Here is a 15,993-nt window from a genome sequence, read left to right as displayed (position 1 = left end):
ACCTGCCGCCCCTGGCGGAGTCTGATAAGTATCAACCGCATGTGCTGTCGGGTAATTTATCGTGCTGGGATGCGCTGGAGCAGGCCATGCACATAGAAGGAGCAATATCTGTTGATTATCGCACGGAAGTATTTACCATGGACAGCCGCTCGCTGATGACTGCCATACAAGTGTATAAGCAAACCACTGCTAATGGAACCGCAACAAAGCTTTCTTGATTTTGTACAGCAGGAGTCCGGCAAGCTGCTGGAACAAACCCTGCAGCATATAGGCCTAACCTTTATATCCCTGCTCGTAGCAGTGCTCATTGGCGTGCCCCTGGGTATATTGATTACCCGCAGGAAAGCGCTGGCAGGGCCTGTACTGGGCCTGGCCGGCATTATGCAAACCATTCCTAGCATTGCGCTGTTAGGCTTTATGATCCCGTTGCTGGGCATTGGCGCACAGCCTGCCATTGTGGCCCTGTTCCTGTATGCGCTGCTGCCCATTATCCGCAATACCTACACCGGTATTAATGAAGTGGATGCCACGGTTACCGATGCGGCTATTGGCATGGGCATGAATAAACGGCAGTTATTATACAGGATCCAGCTGCCCCTGGCTATGCCCGTGCTGCTGGCCGGCATACGCACTGCAACGGTTATTAACGTAGGCGTGGCTACCCTGGCTGCTTATATTGCAGCCGGCGGACTGGGTGAGTTTATTTTTGGCGGCATTGCGCTCAACAATACCAACATGATACTGGCCGGCGCTATTCCGGCAGCACTGCTGGCCATTTTGTTCGACGGTTTATTGTCCCTGCTGCAGCGCATGCAGCTGCGCAAAGCGCGCCGGGCCCTGTATGCGCTGCCGGTGCTCATTGTGCTGCTGTCATCTTTTTACCTGCTGCCCGCTGCTTACGGCAGTAAGCTGGTAGCCGGTTTTACCCCCGAGTTCATGGGCCGTAAAGACGGCGACCTGGGACTGAAAAAAGTGTACGGCCTTCACATGCGCACAGTGGTGATCAGCGATATGATCATGTATAAAGCCGCCTATGAAAAAAAGCTGGACGTGATCAGCGGCAGCAGCACCGACGGGCGCGCCAAAGCATTTGACCTGGTAGTGCTGGATGACGACAAGCACATTTTCCCCCCCTACTCTGCAGCCCCCATTGTACGCGACGCCACCCTGCGGCAATACCCCCAGCTGGCGCCCGCGCTCAATAAACTGTCTGGTACAATTAATGATAGCATTATGACGGAGCTCAACTACAGGGTGGATTACCTGAAGCAGGCCCCGGCAAAGGTTGCCCGGGATTTCCTGGTGGCTCAAAACCTGTGGGCGCCGCCCCGGAACGGTACAAAAGGCACCATCCGCATCGGGTCAAAAATATTTGGCGACGGCTACATACTGGCTAATATGTACAAAATGCTGATAGACGGGTACACCGATCTGCAGGGCGTAACCAAAACCGGCCTGGGAGGCACTAAAATATGCTTTGATGCGCTGCTGAACAACCAGATAGATATGTACCCGGAATACAGCGGCACCGGGCTGCTGGTGATACTGGGTGCGGGCCAGGCCACGGTTGATTCGCTGATAGCCGATAAGCAAAAGGTGTACGATTATGTGAGCAGCGCCTTTATGCAACATTACCAGGTACGCTGGCTGCCGCCTATTGGCTTTAACAACACCTATGCATTAATGATGCGCCGGCAGCAGGCCGCTGCATTGCACATAAAAAGTATATCTGATCTGAAAGAATATATAACGGTTAACGGCAAAAAGTGAAAATCAAACACGTCAAAAGGACACCACAACATCACTGCCGGTTTCACCATTCACTTTTCTCATTTATTCAAACCTGTGACTCATGCACCTGAAAGAGAAATACGCTGCCGTACGCGAACGATCCCGGAAGATCTGCGCGCCCCTGAAAACAGAGGACTACGTTGTACAACCGGTAGTGGATGTAAGTCCGCCTAAATGGCACCTGGGCCATACCACCTGGTTTTTTGAAACCTTTTTGCTGAAGCCCAACGTACCTGACTATACGGAGTTTGATGCCGATTACAACTTTGTGTTCAACAGCTATTACGAGTCTGTTGGCGCAAGGGTGATCCGCACCAACCGTGGTAACCTGAGCCGCCCTGCCGTAGAGGACATTATGCGTTACCGCGAGTATGTGGATAAAGCCATGCTGCACCTGCTGGAGCATGAGCTGCCTGCCGGCCTGGAGGAACTGGTGGTGCTGGGGCTGAACCATGAAGAGCAGCACCAGGAGCTGCTGTACACCGATATTAAGTACATACTGGGGCATAATCCCCTGTTTCCCGCATACGACAAGCTGCGCGCCCCTGCTGCCGCACCTGTGAACAAGGGGCCTGAGTGGCTGGAAATACCTGAAGGCATATACGAAATCGGCTATGCCGGCAACGGCTTTTGCTTTGACAATGAGCAGCAGCGCCATAAGGTGTTCCTGCAGGCGTACCAGATCAGCGCCGACCTGGTGACCAATGCGGAGTATCTCGACTTTATGGCCGCCGGCGGCTATACCGATTTCCGCCACTGGCATGCCGAAGGGGGGGACTGGGTAAAGCAGCTGGAAACCCATGCACCGCTATACTGGCATAATGTGGATGGCAAGTGGATGTACTATACCTGGCAGGGGCTGCAGCCGGTAGACCCCGATGCGCAGGTATGCCATATCAGCTACTATGAGGCAGCCGCCTATGCCGCCTGGAAAGGCAAGCGCCTGCCCACGGAATTTGAGTGGGAAGCTGCGGCGCCGCAGTTACAGTGGGGCACCCGCTGGGAGTGGACGGAAAGCGCCTACCTGCCCTACCCCGGCTTTACCAAAGCCCCCGGCGCCATAGGCGAATACAACGGCAAATTTATGGTAAGCCAGATGGTGCTGCGCGGCGGATCGGAAGTAACGCCGCCTGACCACAGCCGCATTACCTATCGTAACTTTTTTCATCCAAACCTGCGCTGGCAGTTCACCGGAATAAGACTGGCACAGTAACCAATTCATGACAAATATTCGATTATGCATACCACTGTAATTCACACGTTGCAGGCCCCCGGGGTACAGCCCGGGCCGCAGGAAGCCTTTTACCAGGATGTAGTGCGCGGCCTCACCGCCATGCCCAAGTACCTGGACTCCAAGTATTTCTACGATGCCGCCGGCGACCGTATTTTTCAGCAAATCATGCAATGCCAGGAGTACTACCCTACGAATTGCGAAATGGAGATCATGACCGAACAGGCGCCGCAGATTGCCCGCGCCCTTGCCGCGCAGGCCACCTCTTTTGACCTGGTGGAACTGGGCCCCGGCGATGCTACCAAATCCGTGCACCTGCTGGAGCAGCTGATGAAGCTAAAGGCGGATTTTACCTACTACCCGATTGATATATCCACCAACGTGATTAACCAGCTGGAAAAAACGCTGCCGCAAAAGTTACCGGGCCTGCATCTGAAAGGGTTGAACGGGGAGTATTTTGAGATGGTGCAGCGCGTAGCTGCTATGAGCAGCCGCCCGAAGGTACTGCTGTTCATGGGCGCCAACATCGGCAACTTTACGCCTGTTATGGCCCGCAAGTTCTGCAGGCAGCTGCGTAGCTGTATGCAGCCCGGCGACGTGCTAATGGTGGGTTTTGACCTGAAAAAGCATCCGCAGGTGATCCTGAACGCTTATAACGACGCCGCCGGCTACACCCGCGATTTTAACCTGAACCTGCTGACCCGTATTAACCGGGAGCTGGGAGCGGATTTTGACCTGGATAAGTTTGAGCACTACCCGGTATATGATCCCATGACCGGCGCGTGCAAAAGCTACCTGGTTAGCCTGGAGGAGCATGATGTACATATTGGTAAAGCGGTAAGCATACATTTTCAGCAGCATGAGCCCATTTACATGGAAATATCGCAGAAGTACAGCCTGGGGGAAACTGATCAAATGGCGCTGCAGACCGGCTTTCAGCCCCTTACCTGCTTTACGGACAGCAAAAGGTGGTTTGCAGACTGTATGTGGAAAGCGTGAGTGGATGTGCATATCTGCACATTTACCCCCAGTTTCCCAGCAACCGGCGGAGCACAACAATCTCGCCGGTGTGATAGCTGGTATGATCGGCAATGAGCATGGCTTCCCGCAGCAGGTTTTGGCCGGTGCCGTGGGCAAAAGGCGTGTACAGGTCAGCGCCCGGTGCTTCCAGCAGCTTAATAAATTCCTTACGTTCGCGGTTTATCTGCGCAATACTTTCTTTCCAGGATTGGGCGTCTTTGGGCGCCCTTTCTTTTGGCCAGTACTCGTCGGGCCAGGAGGGCGACTGGTGGTTGGGGTTACGGGAAAACTCCAGGATGTCCCATTGGGTAATGCGGATATGCTCTACCAGCTGCCAGATGCTGTAGGGCATATTTTCCGGCACTTCTCCCCTTAGCCCCGCGGGTACGTCTTTTACAGCATCTTCAAACGTAGCATGGGCATGGCCTCCGTTCAGCAGCTCTTTTAAAGCTTTTATTACAGCAGTATCACTCATTGTAATGAATAATTAAGAATGAATAATTAATAATGCGTGGTTCGGTGTTGCCACGGCAGGTAAACAACAACTGATTTTAGTGCCTGGCATCAGCATTTTGCAACTGTTAGCATCAACAAATATGCCTCATATATCGGTTATGCCAGGTACAGTTTCCTCTGCTCCGGTCATTAATTCTTCATTCTTCATTATTAATTACCTGCCGGGCCGGGAGGGCAGTACTGCCTTAAATACTGCGTGTATAAAGTGCTTAAATGGCGGCGGGTACCCTCCCCTTCGCTGATGCTGTGCGTGCGGTTGGGATATGCCATGAACTGGAATACCTTGTTGTACTTTATCAGCTCGTTCAGCAGCATTTCCGCGTTCTGGTAATGCACGTTATCATCGCCGGTGCCGTGTATGTACAGCAGGTGGCCCTGCAGGTTCTTTGCGTATGTAATGGGCGATCCTTTCACAAAATCTTCCCGGTTCTCTTCCGGTAAGCCCATATAGCGTTCCTGGTAAATGTTGTCGTATGTAAGCTGGTTGCCTACTGCCGCAATGGCGATACCTGTTTTATAGATGCTGGAATACTGGAACAGGAGGTTCAGCGTCATGGAGCCGCCGCCGCTCCAGCCCCATACAGCTACGCGGGAGGTGTCCATATACGGGTGCTGCTTCAGCAGCTCCGTAGCTGCCATGGCCTGGTCGCGGGCATTGAGCAGGCCTACCTTACGGTAAATGCTTTTGCGCCACTCCCGGCCTTTGGGCAGCGGTGTGCCCCGGTTGTCCATGGATATATAAATATAGCCGTCATTAGCCAGGTCGCCGTGGTACAGGAAGTTGCGGCCGGCCCCGAATTCGTCTTTGGCAGTGGCGCCGGCAGGCTCGCCGTACACATAAAACAGCACCGGGTATTTTTTGGTAGAGTCAAAGTTATTGGGCTTGCGCATCCAGCCGTCCATGGTTACCCCGTCGGCCGTGGTTACAGAAAAAAATTCAAGCTGGTTGTTGGCCGGCTGTTTGGCTTTTATTGCTGCGGAAAGGCTGGGACCATTGCTTTTATGATCCGGCAGGTGCACTATTTCAGAGAAAGGATAAAAGTAGTAGTTGGAGAACTGGTGTACGGCATACTGCCCGTCGGGCGATATTTCGTAGCTGTGCGTGCCCGGCTGGTCTTCCGGCGTAACGCGCTGCAGCTTGCCCTTGCCATCCAGGGGTACTTTGTACAGGTATTGCTGCGTGGCTACTTTGGGCGACGCCAGTATGTAAATGGTTTTGTGCGCTTCATCTACCTTGGGAATGCTTATTACGTCATAGTCGCCCGGCGTTAGCAGGGTTTCCTTACCGTTCTTCAGCTCAATATTATACAGGTGGCGCCAGCCGTCTTTTTCGCTTACCCAAATAAAGGCAGCGCCGTTGCGTACCCAATCCCACCCGGTAATATCATCATCATCCCAGCGGGATTTTACGTCTATCCAGGCGTTGTCTGTTTCCTCAAACAGCGTGTGTACGGCGCCGGTAGCGGCGTTACACAACATCAGCTTACTGTTGTTCTGCTTGCGGTTCAGCTGCTGTATGATCAGCTCATTTTTACCGGGCACCCACTCCATACGGGGAATGTAGTGCTGCCGGGCGTCGCCGGGCACCTGCATCCAGGTGGTGCGGGCGGTATTAATATCCACTACGCCCACCCGGCAGGCAGAGGGGCTTTGCCCTGCCTTGGGATATTCAACCGGTATGGTATAAGAGTAAATAGAGTCGGTATTATCTATCATCAGGAAATCGCGGATCTTAGTGGCGTCTATCTGCCAGTAGGCAATGGAGCGGCCGTCGGGGCTCCAGCGGAAACCATCGCGGCAGCCGAATTCCTCTTCGTAGGCCCAGTCGAACGTACCATTAATAAAGCGGCGGGTGCCATCTGTGGTGAGCGCTTTTACCTCACCTGTGGAAAGATCTTCTACATATAAATTGTGTTCGCTTACATAGGCTACTTTGGAAGCATCGGGCGAGAATTTGGCAAACATCAGGGACGATGCAGGCCGGCCTTTTCCCAACTGTTTGAGCTGGTGGCTGTTAACATCCAGCACCCAGTAGTCGCCCCGGGTATGATAGCGCCATACGCGTTTGGAGTTGGTATACACCAGCAGCTTTTGCTCGTTGGCCGAGAAGCTGAAATGCTCCACCTGCAGCGGCTGGGCAGCGCCCTGCGGCGTTAACCAGGCTGCCGGTATCTTTTCTGAAGACAGCCCGCTTTTTAAGCTGGTGGCTACAATAGCCGCGTTCTCAATATTATATACCGCCTGTCCGTCGGCGCTCCATTTGGTAGATTTTCCAGGCTGCGCCTGTACTCCCAGCTGCAGCAGGCAGCAGCAAAGCAATAAGCAAAAACGTAATGGTTGCATCGGATCCTGTTAAAAATAAAAACGGCAAGATAATTGTTTAGCCCGTAACTAAAAAAACCATTAGAAAAACCGAAGGACGCCTTACTGACACCGAACTAATATGCATTTCCTTTTGTAATAGATTAGCCGCCACACCGTTATGTGGAAAAAAAATCGTGTGGAAAACGTGTTTATATTTTTTTATATAAATAGTTTTCATACTTTTAGGAAATCGATATATTATGATCGTGGACAAGTAACTATCCTTTGAAAAACAGTAATTTATGGTACAAATTAGCTATTCCTACAAAAACCGCGAATTCCTGCAACTTGAAGACGCTTTGTTAAACCAATTGGCCCAAACCGGCAAAACCCTGCTTTACGCTTTACTGGAACCTATGCAGGATGCCCTGCTACGGGAAAACGGCAAGATCCGTATTAACCTGGACCAGCATCCTAAAATAGAGCTGGAGGGGTTTAGCATAGGTGTAAAAGAGCAGATTGAAATGACGTTGCGGGGAGAGGCATAACAGGTTAACACACCCAAAAACTACGCATTTCCACAGCCCCTGTTTCGCCTTTCTTCACATTTACGATTGCTTTAAACATTTATTTTTCAAGGTTGTTAACTTTTAAAGAACGCTTTGTAGCGCAAGCTGAAATCAGGCGTCCTGGCGGTTTCCACGGCAATAACCCGTAAGAGCGATCAAATTTTTTCAGATGGCAAGCATAAAGCGCCTGTTACACGGTAACGGGTATACGGCTTATTGTCCGTTTAAAAAATGCACGCACTTTTTTTTCTATAACGTGTATGAAGGTGCCGGTTGTTCAGCCGGCATAAAGAGCAAATAGACGGAACAGTACCGTATCAGCCGTCCCGGTCGCGGGATGGCTGTTATAATTAACAATGAAGAATGAATAATGAATTGATTGACCTTTTGATATGAAGCGGGGAATAGACATTTACTTTTTCAGCCAGTAAAAGGTTTGGGAGATCTTTACCAGGGGACTTTGATCGTACCGGAAATCAAGGCTGTTGTACTGCAGTGTGCTGTCGCTGATGTAAGTGGCCTGGCATAGCAGGCTATCCAGGTGAAAGAATACCGGCGTTACTTCCTCAAACAGCAAACTGTCTGTACGATGGGTAGTGCCGTTAAAGCGCAGGGCCAGGCGATTTTGTGTAAACTCAATATAGTCGGCGCCGTTATAATGCAGGGTATCAATACGGTCATAGGCGGTATCGCCTTGGCTTACCGTATATTGTTTGTTTATAGCAGCTGTATAAACCCATTTCCCGTAAAAGGAACGGTGAGGAGTGCTTGCATCTTCTTTCTTACAGGCACACAAACCCAGTATCATCAACATCAAAACTTTCCGCATGAATTTACCTCACTGATTGATTAAGAGGCAAATGTAATGAATAATGAAGAATTAATAATTAAGGGATGGACATTTGTTCATTGGCATATTTAACTGCGGATAGACGCTGCTTTATTTATCTGCACATCTGCACATTTGCATATCTGCACATCTTTTTGCATTCCACCATCTGCACATCTTCACGCCGGTTTTTTGCCCAGCTTTATTTTTACCTTGCCGCCCTTGCCTTCGTCCGTGGCGTGCAGGTGTATCACAATCCCTTTTTTGCGGCGCTCCTTTTTTTCGGCTTTGGTGGCATCTTCCTCCTTTTTAGGGTTGCGCAGGGGTACATCCATGTATATATCCGTGCCGGCAGGCATGCCGTAAACGCCGGTAACATCCATGTTCAGGGCAGTGGAGTTGATTTGCATGGGGGGGATAATGATCTTGTTGCCCTGCAGCTGCAGGGTATTTTTCAGGTTCTCAAACCTTATTTCCGACAGGTTGCGGTTAAAGAATACCAGTGAGGCCAGCCCTTCCAGCGGCTCAAAGTTCAGCAGGGCGCCCTGCCGCAGGTTAAAGCTTACGGTGCCGTACAGGGAGTGGGGCGCAATGCTGCCCCCATCGTACAGGTTACCGGTAATATCTGCTTGGGCGGATAACAGTCCACGCAGGTTGCGCGAAGTGAGCGACTCCATGCCAAAATTGTTGAACGCATAAAACAGCTGGTTAATGTGCACATTATTAATATTGGCGTGCAGCTTAAAGCGGTTGCTGCTACCCTGCTGCCGAATGGCGCCGCTTAGCTGCAGGCTGCCGCCGGCATGGGCCAATGCTATTTTCTGCAGCAGTATATCCGACTGCGTTAGGCTCAGCTGCGCCTCTACCTGCTGCGCATTAAAATGCTGGTAGCTCAGCTGTCCCAGGTGCAGGCGCATATTTACATTACACAGCTCCAGCACTACGCCCAGCTGTTTGGCCAGGCGGCTGGCTTTGCGTTGTTGCCGGCTGCCCGCTTTTGTCGCGCGCACGGTTGTTTTACGGGGCGACAGGAAGTAGCGGAACTCGTTCAGGTCAACCCGGGGGCTGGTAATGTTCCAGTCCATCAGTATTTTTTCAGGGGCGTTAAAGTACAGGCGCAGCAGGTTGCGGATGCTGCCTTCCATTTGCAGCTCGCTTTTGGCGCTTTGCATATGCACGTTCAGCACATACACATCCTGCCCGTTAAAAGCAATGGTGGCGAAACAATTATTTATCTGCATGCTGCGCGGCAAATACTCCATGGCCCCGTTCTGCAGCTTAATGGCGCCTTCCATGTAAGGGGTAATGGTATCACCGTCTGCAATGCCGCCCCTGTAAAACAGGCTGGCGGTAGCGGTGCCCTGTGTGAACCGGAAGGTTTCGCCGGTGAGGTCGTTCAGGTCCTGGAGGTTAAAGTCCGACTTAAAGCGGCCCGAAAGCACCGGGTGCTTAAGGTTCACAATATCAATAGTGTCTGCGCTGAAAGGCAGTCCCCACCATCTTGCCTTAAACCCGTAAAAGGTAATGGCGGAATTTTCATCCGTATAGCCCATACCGGGGTGCCGCTCATTGTTATAGCTGCCGCTAAAGCTGCAATTGGTCCACTCCCCTGCTTTGGTTACCAGCGTATTATCGGCGGTGTTCCATTTTACCAGCACCCGGGGCGTACCGGGGCGGTTCAGGTAGCCGGCTATGTGGGCTTCCACGTTCATGGGTTTTTGAATGTCAATGCTATCCAGCTTGCAGGAGATATTGTCCGACAGTGTGGAGGCGGCGTTGCGGAACAGCACATTTTCCGCTGTAATATTCAGTATAAAATTGTGGGTGTTAAAGTTAAAGGTGGCGCCAATGTTATAGGGCTGGTCATTTATATTAATGCGCTGGGCTGGTATTGACAACACTTTATCCGGCCTGTTGAAATTTAATTCCAGGTTTGTTTCCAGTGTTTTATTCTTCAGAAAGCTGCCGCGCTGCAGGTTAAAGGCAAAGCTGTTCACCAGCAGCCGGGTGCGTATGTGAAAACGCCAGTTGCCGTCATCGGCATCTGCGCTGCCTTTGAGGGAATGCACCTGTATGTCGAACAGCTTGTGTTTCCATTGGTTATCTACTACAAAGTGAATGTTGTGCAGCTCCAGGCGGGCAATATCGGCTTCCCTGCCTGCGCGGCTCCCCTCCTTTTCCGCAGTGCGGCTGCGGCGTTTCATTGCGCTCATATTCGTGTACCCCTGCGGGTTAGTATAGGCATAAAATACACCGTTTTCCAGTGTTATCTCCTTCACATCCAGGTGGTGGCGCAGCAGTGTGAATGTATTTACTTTAACAAATATGCGCTTTACGGCCAGCAGGGAATGCCGATGCCGGTTGTACAGGCTATCCCGCAGCTCCACGTTGTCCAGCGCCAGCGATACCTGGGGGAAACTGCGCAACAAAGAGGGCGATATATCCCCAATGGTTAGCTTGCCGTTCAGGCGGCGGTTGGCGCGCTCTATGAGCTGGGCGGCCAGCTCCCGGCGGTGCTGCTGTATGTAAAAGGCCAGCGCCAGCCATAGCAGGAACACTATTCCCAGCAGGACAGCACCGGTTTTTAAGCATATACGTAACCATTTAGGCATGGGGCGCTTTACATTAAGTTAAGGAAATTCCGGCGCATGTCCGGAATGATATACAGGTAGATAACCAAGAATGATGCCTTGCGCGGAGGGGGTTATTTCAATACATCAAACAGGTGCAGAAAGCTATCGAGATAGCGGCGGCTGTACAGGATGGCCTGCCCGTTGGACAGCACCATTTCGTTTTCCTGCAGGTTCACTTTTACCACGCCGTGTATGTTTACCATGTAGTTGCGGTGCACGCGTATGAACTGCTGTTCCGGCAGGCGCTCCAGCAGCAGCTTCAGGGGCTGCTGCACCAGGTATTTTTCCCTGCCGGCCATTATTTTACAGTACTTGCCTTCAACTTCTATATACAATATGTCGCTGAGCATAATTTTAGCCAGTGTATTGCCATGCTTTACAAAAAAGAAATCGTGCATCAGCACCGTACGCTTTTCTGCAGCGGCTGCGGGCGCGGTAAACTGCCCGGCGCCTGCGCCGGCTGTTTTTTCAATGGCCAGCTCTATGGCATATTGCAGCTCCAGCTCGTTAAAGGGTTTTAGCAGGTAGCTGAACGGGGTGGTAAGGCGGGCGGCATCAAAAGTGGTGCGGTCTGCTGCGCTGGTAAGGAAAATAAAGGGTTTTTGCATGTCGCCGCTTTCATTGATCTGCGTGGCAAAGGCAATACCATCCCTTTTACCGTGCAAAAAAACATCTATGACCACCAGGTCGGGCGGCTGCGTGTAAAACAGCTTAAGCGCCGCGGGCAGCGTGTCTGCAACACCGGTTACCTCATAGTCCTGGTCTTCCAGCATATCCTGCAGCAGGGCTGCCTGCTGCGGGTCGTCTTCCACTATCATGATCTTAACGGGTTGCATTGCTATGTTTTTGCCGGTAGTGAAATGGTAACGGTGGTACCTTTTTCCTGCTCACTGGTAACGGTAAGCTGGCCGTTGTTCTTTTCCGTCATGGTTTTGCACAGCCATAATCCCAGGCCGGTGCTTTCATAACCATGCGTGTCCTGCTGCACTCTTTTGCGGTTGGCGTCGAACAGCGCGGCCAATGTATCGCTGCTCATGCCCATGCCGGTATCAATGATCTTTATATGGCATTCATCCTGCTGCAGGCAGGCCGAAACGGTAATATAGCCGCCCACAGGCGTAAACTTGATGGCATTGTCCATTACGTTGCGCACAATGATCTTAAAGGAATGCAGATCTGCCATAAAGATAATCTCTTCCGGTATTACCTGCTTAATGGATATGTTCTTATCCGCGGCCAGGGGCGTTACATCGTGGCAAACCAGGTTTACCACGGTGCGCAGGTGCAGCTCTTCGGGCCGGAAGAACAGCTGGTCTGTTTGGCTCAGCGCCCAATGCAGCAGGTTATCCATCAGTATGTAGGTGCTGCCGGCAATTTTTTCGTTGCTGGCCGCCAGCGCGGCCGCCTGCGTAATTTCCTGCTGCCAGATGGCTTTTTTCAGCTTGGCCAGGTTGGCTTTCAGCCGGTATACGGGAGATCGCAGGTCATGCGCCACAATGGAGAATAAACGGTCTTTGGTTTGGTTGAGCACATTCAGCGCCTCTTTTTGCCGGGTAATAATCCGTTTGCTGCGGGTTTGCTGGCGGTAGGCGAACCAAATGGCGGTTCCCAGCAGCATCAGGGCTACGGCGGCTATGAGCAGGCTGTTACGTTGCCAGCCCAGTACCTGTATGGTATGCTCGCGCTGCTGCAAGGCCAGCTTTCTTTCCTGGCGGGCCAGCTCCCACAGGCGGTCGCGGTTATAAATGGTGTCCTGCAGGTCTTCATACTGTTTGCGGTATTGTATTGCCTGCGTATAGTGCTTGCGGTTCTCCTCTACCACGGCCATGTTCTTGTAGGCATTGCGCAGCACTTCCAGGTCGGTGGAATGTTTGGCGTAAGCCAGTCCTTTCTCGAACAGGGGTATGGCTTTATCGTCCTGGTACTGCATATAATACAGGTTGGCCAGGTCCATATAGGAAATGGCCAGGCCCGTGGTGTCCTGCACCTGGTCTTCGAGCTGCAGGCTCTTTTTAAAATATGCTTCTGCGGCAGGGTATTGCTGCTGGTACAGGTAGCCCAGCGCAATGTTATGGTACACGCTTTTAAGGTTGTACACATCTGCTTTGGCGGCAAACAGCTTTTCCCAGATGCCGAAGTACTTCAGGGCGGCTGCATTATCGCCCTGCTCAAGATAGCTTTCGCCCAGGGCGGTATAGCAGTTGGCCATGAGCACACTGTCAAGCCCTTTCATATGAATGAGCTGCTGGTAGCTGCGCAGCGACTCTGCATACAGGCGCTTGCTGTACAGTATTTTGGCTTTCAGGAAAAAAGCGGCCCGGTACAGCGGGTGCTGCACATCATTATCAATGCCGGCCAGCGTTTTAAGAATATACGTATAGGCGGCATCGGGATCATGATCGGCCCATGATACATGACTGTTATGATAATTTACCTGGTAGGCAGGTCCATACCCGCCGGACATGATCACACGTGCCGTATCTGCCGGGTGCTGCCGGCATATGTTACAACGCTGCTGCAGCTCATAATACCAGGCGCCACGCTGGCGCGGAGGCTGGGCTGCAGCAGCAGTTAAAAAAAAAGCGCGGCTATTACCAATATTGCTTTCATCTATTTAACCAGAATAGTTATCCGAGTAATCCGGCTTTTTTACAGCCGTTGTTTAAGCTTCGGTCTGTGTAGTTCTTTTTACGGTAGTTACGGTGCCCCTGGGTGTTTCCGGCGTTTGCGGGCCGTCATAGGAAAATAATACCAGCACTGCTTCTGCTTCGGGGCTTTCGGGTTCCAGCTGGTATTCAATGTAAACGGTCCAGAGGGAGTAATGGTGATGCGCGTTAATGTCCCAGGGTTGTATGCGCAGGTACACATATCTTACATCCAGCTCATTGGCGTCTGTATTTACAGGGCCAATAAAGCTAAGGTCTTCATCCAGCCTGGGCGCTTCCAGGTTGTCGGGCAAATACACGCTGATGAACAGGCTGTATACCCGGTTGTCCGGATCAACGGCTACTGCCGCCACCTGCGGCTCCAGGGTAAAAGGTTTTGCAAGACCGCGCACCATGCGCGTAACACGTTGGGCACGGATAATTACATTAGAGTCAGTAACTGTTGCCATAGGTAAAAGGCTAGTTTAAGGTTAAAGAAAGGTTAGATTAAGGCTATCAAAGATAATGTTTATATTCATTCTTTATCATCCATAATAGTTATTTCACAAACGCTTATACCTGTACCTGTACCGTTTATTCCCCCCGATGCGCCACTGCTGCCATTAACGGCAATGCCTTTTTGCCCCTGTATTACCTTTGGATTGTAAGGTACGCATAACAACACACCACTTATCAGATCCGGCAAAACCAGGAGGAACATGACAGACAACAGCGGCATTGTAATTTTCCAGCAGCATGAGGCCTGTATGGATGAAGCGCCGGCAACAGCCTGGCGCATGACCCGGAACGCGGGCCCCGGATGGAGCTATCCCTTTACCTATCCGGTAGCAATGGCGGCGGGGGCCGGACCTGCCGCCCTTCGGACAGGCATGACAGCGGATGTAGCTGAAGGTGTGCGGATCAACAGCGCAATTATTTCACAGGTGTATATAAAGCTTTCTCTTTCTGGCACCAGCAGTGCAGATATTATTATGACCGGTGGGGGTTTTGGCCCGGACACAACGCCGTTTCTTTTCTCTCTGCAAAACGCCAGATATGCGTGACCGTAACAGTTACCCCGCCCCGGGATCCCCTTCCCTCAGTCCCGGGGTTCTTTTTTTCTGAACAGTTATTCGTGTATATATATGGTTTATCCTACTCAATTACCAACAATGCCATTTGGCATACCACCAGGCGCTGTGATGGCCTTTGCCGGTAAGATAGCCGATCCTGATGCGGATGCGCCGGAGGAATTTTCCACACTGATTGAAACCTATGGCTGGCTGCCGTGCGACGGACGCCCGCTGCATGCGGAAGACTATCCCCTGCTATACGGGGTTATCGGCAACCAATATAACAAAGGCACCGAGCCGGAAGGCGTGTTTCGCATACCGGACTACCGTGGCTACGTATTATGTATGGCAGATATGAACAGTGGCAATGATCCCGACGCCCAAACCCGGCAGCAGGCCAATGGCCGCCCGGGGAGCGGCGTGGGCACCGTACAGCAGCCCACAGGACTGGCCGCGCTGCGCAACGGCATTACCACCCATCCGGGGAATGTGTATGTGTACTACATTATAAAGTTCATATAACGCTTTGCTTAATTACGAATTATTCAATTACGAATTGGGCGATGGTTGTAGCAGGAACTATGAGTTATCGTAATTGATAGTTGAATACCGTTTACAGGCAATACTGAACTGATACCGCATTTCCATAATTCGTAATTCGTAATTCATAATTGACCTATGTCTTTCGCGGCTTACAACGGAGTACAGCAAACAACGGTGAACAGCTGCGGCGCTTTTTCCCTGGCAGCCGCTTTCAGCCACTTTGGGCTGGCGCAAATGCCGCAGCTGCTTGATACGGGCAACCTTTCCCTGGGCTTCAGCAAGCCGGGGCCCGAAGCCTTTGCGCACCGCATTTACCAGATCACCGGCAACCTGTCGCTGGATATTATGCAGCGCACCGCCACCTACCGGTACAGCAACCCGGTGAGCGATTTTAACTCCTTTTCTTCTTTAACCTATGTGGCTAATTTGTTTGGGATGGAGATGCAACGGTTACGGGTATATTATAACGAAAGCGCGGAATGCGCCCTGAACCTGCTGCAGGTAAGCAACCAGGGGCGACACGGAAAAAAAAGCAACTTACTTGAAACAGAAATAGACCTTATTACCGGCCCGGCTTATGCCAATGTTACCGGGCCTGCCGGTTATACACAGCTCCCCCTGGATAACGCCGTGCACCTGCTGGTGGTAGACCAGTTCATGCATTCCATTGTAATATCGGCCCATGAGTGTTATGATCCTGCAACAGGTTATGTGGGTCCTTACAACACAAATGCTATTACGGCACAAGCCCCGCTTACGCAAATATCTTACCGTCACCTGGGCATGACGTACCAGATGGCTTTCAGCGGGCTTTGGCTGCAAATGACCTGAGTACTAAC

At 51.6% G+C, this 15,993-nt stretch carries 14 protein-coding genes and 1 pseudogene; 8 read left to right on the top strand and 7 right to left on the bottom strand.

The window, feature by feature from the left end; genetic code table 11:
* The 4 genes and pseudogenes from VFS25_RS03725 to VFS25_RS03710 form a co-directional block, all read left to right on the top strand.
* Positions 1-218: pseudogene (locus VFS25_RS03725) on the top strand (hypothetical protein); the annotation flags it as partial.
* Entirely contained in the window at positions 193-1,770 is a 1,578-nt protein-coding gene (locus VFS25_RS03720; protein ID WP_326460771.1) for an ABC transporter permease/substrate-binding protein, read from the top strand. The pseudogene VFS25_RS03725 and the gene VFS25_RS03720, both read left to right, overlap by 26 nt.
* An 82-nt stretch (positions 1,771-1,852) precedes the next feature.
* Positions 1,853-3,004: an ergothioneine biosynthesis protein EgtB gene (gene egtB / locus VFS25_RS03715; protein ID WP_326460770.1), complete on the top strand. Its 1,152-nt coding sequence runs from the start codon at positions 1,853-1,855 to the stop codon at positions 3,002-3,004.
* A gap of 24 nt (positions 3,005-3,028) precedes the next feature.
* A complete protein-coding gene (locus tag VFS25_RS03710) occupies positions 3,029-4,021 on the top strand; it encodes an L-histidine N(alpha)-methyltransferase (RefSeq protein WP_326460769.1) in 993 nt (330 codons plus the stop codon).
* Between the two features lie 22 nt (positions 4,022-4,043).
* Here VFS25_RS03710 and VFS25_RS03705 read toward each other — a convergent pair whose 3' ends face one another.
* Both VFS25_RS03705 and VFS25_RS03700 read right to left on the bottom strand, forming a co-directional pair.
* Complete coding sequence (locus VFS25_RS03705; RefSeq protein ID WP_326460768.1) at positions 4,044-4,517, bottom strand: DinB family protein; 474 nt, start codon at positions 4,515-4,517, stop codon at positions 4,044-4,046.
* Between the two features lie 191 nt (positions 4,518-4,708).
* Entirely contained in the window at positions 4,709-6,901 is a 2,193-nt protein-coding gene (locus tag VFS25_RS03700) for a S9 family peptidase (protein WP_326460767.1), read from the bottom strand.
* A gap of 263 nt (positions 6,902-7,164) precedes the next feature.
* Here VFS25_RS03700 and VFS25_RS03695 point away from each other — a divergent pair, with 263 nt between their 5' ends.
* A complete protein-coding gene (locus VFS25_RS03695) occupies positions 7,165-7,410 on the top strand; it encodes a hypothetical protein (RefSeq protein WP_326460766.1) in 246 nt (81 codons plus the stop codon).
* Positions 7,411-7,843: 433 nt separating this feature from the next.
* Here VFS25_RS03695 and VFS25_RS03690 read toward each other — a convergent pair whose 3' ends face one another.
* The 5 genes from VFS25_RS03690 to VFS25_RS03670 form a co-directional block, all read right to left on the bottom strand.
* Positions 7,844-8,260, bottom strand: coding sequence for a hypothetical protein (locus tag VFS25_RS03690; RefSeq protein WP_326460765.1), 417 nt, complete (start codon positions 8,258-8,260; stop codon positions 7,844-7,846).
* A 179-nt stretch (positions 8,261-8,439) separates the two neighbouring features.
* Entirely contained in the window at positions 8,440-10,872 is a 2,433-nt protein-coding gene (locus VFS25_RS03685) for an AsmA-like C-terminal region-containing protein (protein WP_326460764.1), read from the bottom strand.
* A 92-nt stretch (positions 10,873-10,964) separates the two neighbouring features.
* Positions 10,965-11,729: a LytR/AlgR family response regulator transcription factor gene (locus tag VFS25_RS03680; RefSeq protein WP_326460763.1), complete on the bottom strand. Its 765-nt coding sequence runs from the start codon at positions 11,727-11,729 to the stop codon at positions 10,965-10,967.
* Positions 11,730-11,731: 2 nt separating this feature from the next.
* Positions 11,732-13,357: a tetratricopeptide repeat-containing sensor histidine kinase gene (locus VFS25_RS03675; RefSeq protein WP_326460772.1), complete on the bottom strand. Its 1,626-nt coding sequence runs from the start codon at positions 13,355-13,357 to the stop codon at positions 11,732-11,734.
* Positions 13,358-13,555: 198 nt separating this feature from the next.
* Positions 13,556-14,008, bottom strand: a complete 453-nt coding sequence (locus VFS25_RS03670; protein ID WP_326460762.1) for a hypothetical protein — start codon at positions 14,006-14,008, stop codon at positions 13,556-13,558.
* A 249-nt stretch (positions 14,009-14,257) separates the two neighbouring features.
* On the opposite strand from VFS25_RS03670, the gene VFS25_RS03665 reads away from it, so the two are divergent.
* From VFS25_RS03665 to VFS25_RS03655, 3 genes are all read left to right on the top strand, one after another.
* Positions 14,258-14,602 (top strand): hypothetical protein, encoded by a 345-nt coding sequence (locus VFS25_RS03665; RefSeq protein ID WP_326460761.1) that lies wholly within the window; start codon positions 14,258-14,260, stop codon positions 14,600-14,602.
* Between the two features lie 108 nt (positions 14,603-14,710).
* Positions 14,711-15,133 carry a phage tail protein gene (locus VFS25_RS03660; RefSeq protein WP_326460760.1) on the top strand — a complete coding sequence of 141 codons (423 nt, stop codon included), beginning with the start codon at positions 14,711-14,713 and terminating at the stop codon, positions 15,131-15,133.
* A 156-nt stretch (positions 15,134-15,289) separates the two neighbouring features.
* Positions 15,290-15,985, top strand: coding sequence for a hypothetical protein (locus VFS25_RS03655; protein WP_326460759.1), 696 nt, complete (start codon positions 15,290-15,292; stop codon positions 15,983-15,985).
* Positions 15,986-15,993: the final 8 nt, after the last annotated feature.

Origin of the sequence: Chitinophaga sp. (genome assembly GCF_035761305.1) — a bacterium.
In the GTDB taxonomy this organism is placed as follows: Bacteria; Bacteroidota; Bacteroidia; order Chitinophagales; family Chitinophagaceae; genus Chitinophaga.
The sequence above is the reverse complement of the archived record's forward strand: the minus strand, read 5'-3'. Positions and strand labels throughout refer to the sequence as shown.

What these genes read in the sequence shown, in the direction of transcription:
- VFS25_RS03695 (WP_326460766.1), top strand. Translation starts at nt 7,165, where the DNA reads ATGGTACAAATTAGCTATTCCTACAAAAACCGCGAATTCCTGCAACTT.
- VFS25_RS03655 (WP_326460759.1), top strand. Translation starts at nt 15,290, where the DNA reads ATGTCTTTCGCGGCTTACAACGGAGTACAGCAAACAACGGTGAACAGC.
- VFS25_RS03720 (WP_326460771.1), top strand. Translation starts at nt 193, where the DNA reads ATGGAACCGCAACAAAGCTTTCTTGATTTTGTACAGCAGGAGTCCGGC.
- VFS25_RS03685 (WP_326460764.1), bottom strand. Translation starts at nt 10,872, where the DNA reads ATGCCTAAATGGTTACGTATATGCTTAAAAACCGGTGCTGTCCTGCTG.
- VFS25_RS03690 (WP_326460765.1), bottom strand. Translation starts at nt 8,260, where the DNA reads ATGCGGAAAGTTTTGATGTTGATGATACTGGGTTTGTGTGCCTGTAAG.
- VFS25_RS03670 (WP_326460762.1), bottom strand. Translation starts at nt 14,008, where the DNA reads ATGGCAACAGTTACTGACTCTAATGTAATTATCCGTGCCCAACGTGTT.
- VFS25_RS03680 (WP_326460763.1), bottom strand. Translation starts at nt 11,729, where the DNA reads ATGCAACCCGTTAAGATCATGATAGTGGAAGACGACCCGCAGCAGGCA.
- egtB (WP_326460770.1), top strand. Translation starts at nt 1,853, where the DNA reads ATGCACCTGAAAGAGAAATACGCTGCCGTACGCGAACGATCCCGGAAG.
- VFS25_RS03665 (WP_326460761.1), top strand. Translation starts at nt 14,258, where the DNA reads ATGACAGACAACAGCGGCATTGTAATTTTCCAGCAGCATGAGGCCTGT.
- VFS25_RS03700 (WP_326460767.1), bottom strand. Translation starts at nt 6,901, where the DNA reads ATGCAACCATTACGTTTTTGCTTATTGCTTTGCTGCTGCCTGCTGCAG.
- VFS25_RS03675 (WP_326460772.1), bottom strand. Translation starts at nt 13,357, where the DNA reads ATGTCCGGCGGGTATGGACCTGCCTACCAGGTAAATTATCATAACAGT.
- VFS25_RS03705 (WP_326460768.1), bottom strand. Translation starts at nt 4,517, where the DNA reads ATGAGTGATACTGCTGTAATAAAAGCTTTAAAAGAGCTGCTGAACGGA.
- VFS25_RS03660 (WP_326460760.1), top strand. Translation starts at nt 14,711, where the DNA reads ATGCCATTTGGCATACCACCAGGCGCTGTGATGGCCTTTGCCGGTAAG.
- VFS25_RS03710 (WP_326460769.1), top strand. Translation starts at nt 3,029, where the DNA reads ATGCATACCACTGTAATTCACACGTTGCAGGCCCCCGGGGTACAGCCC.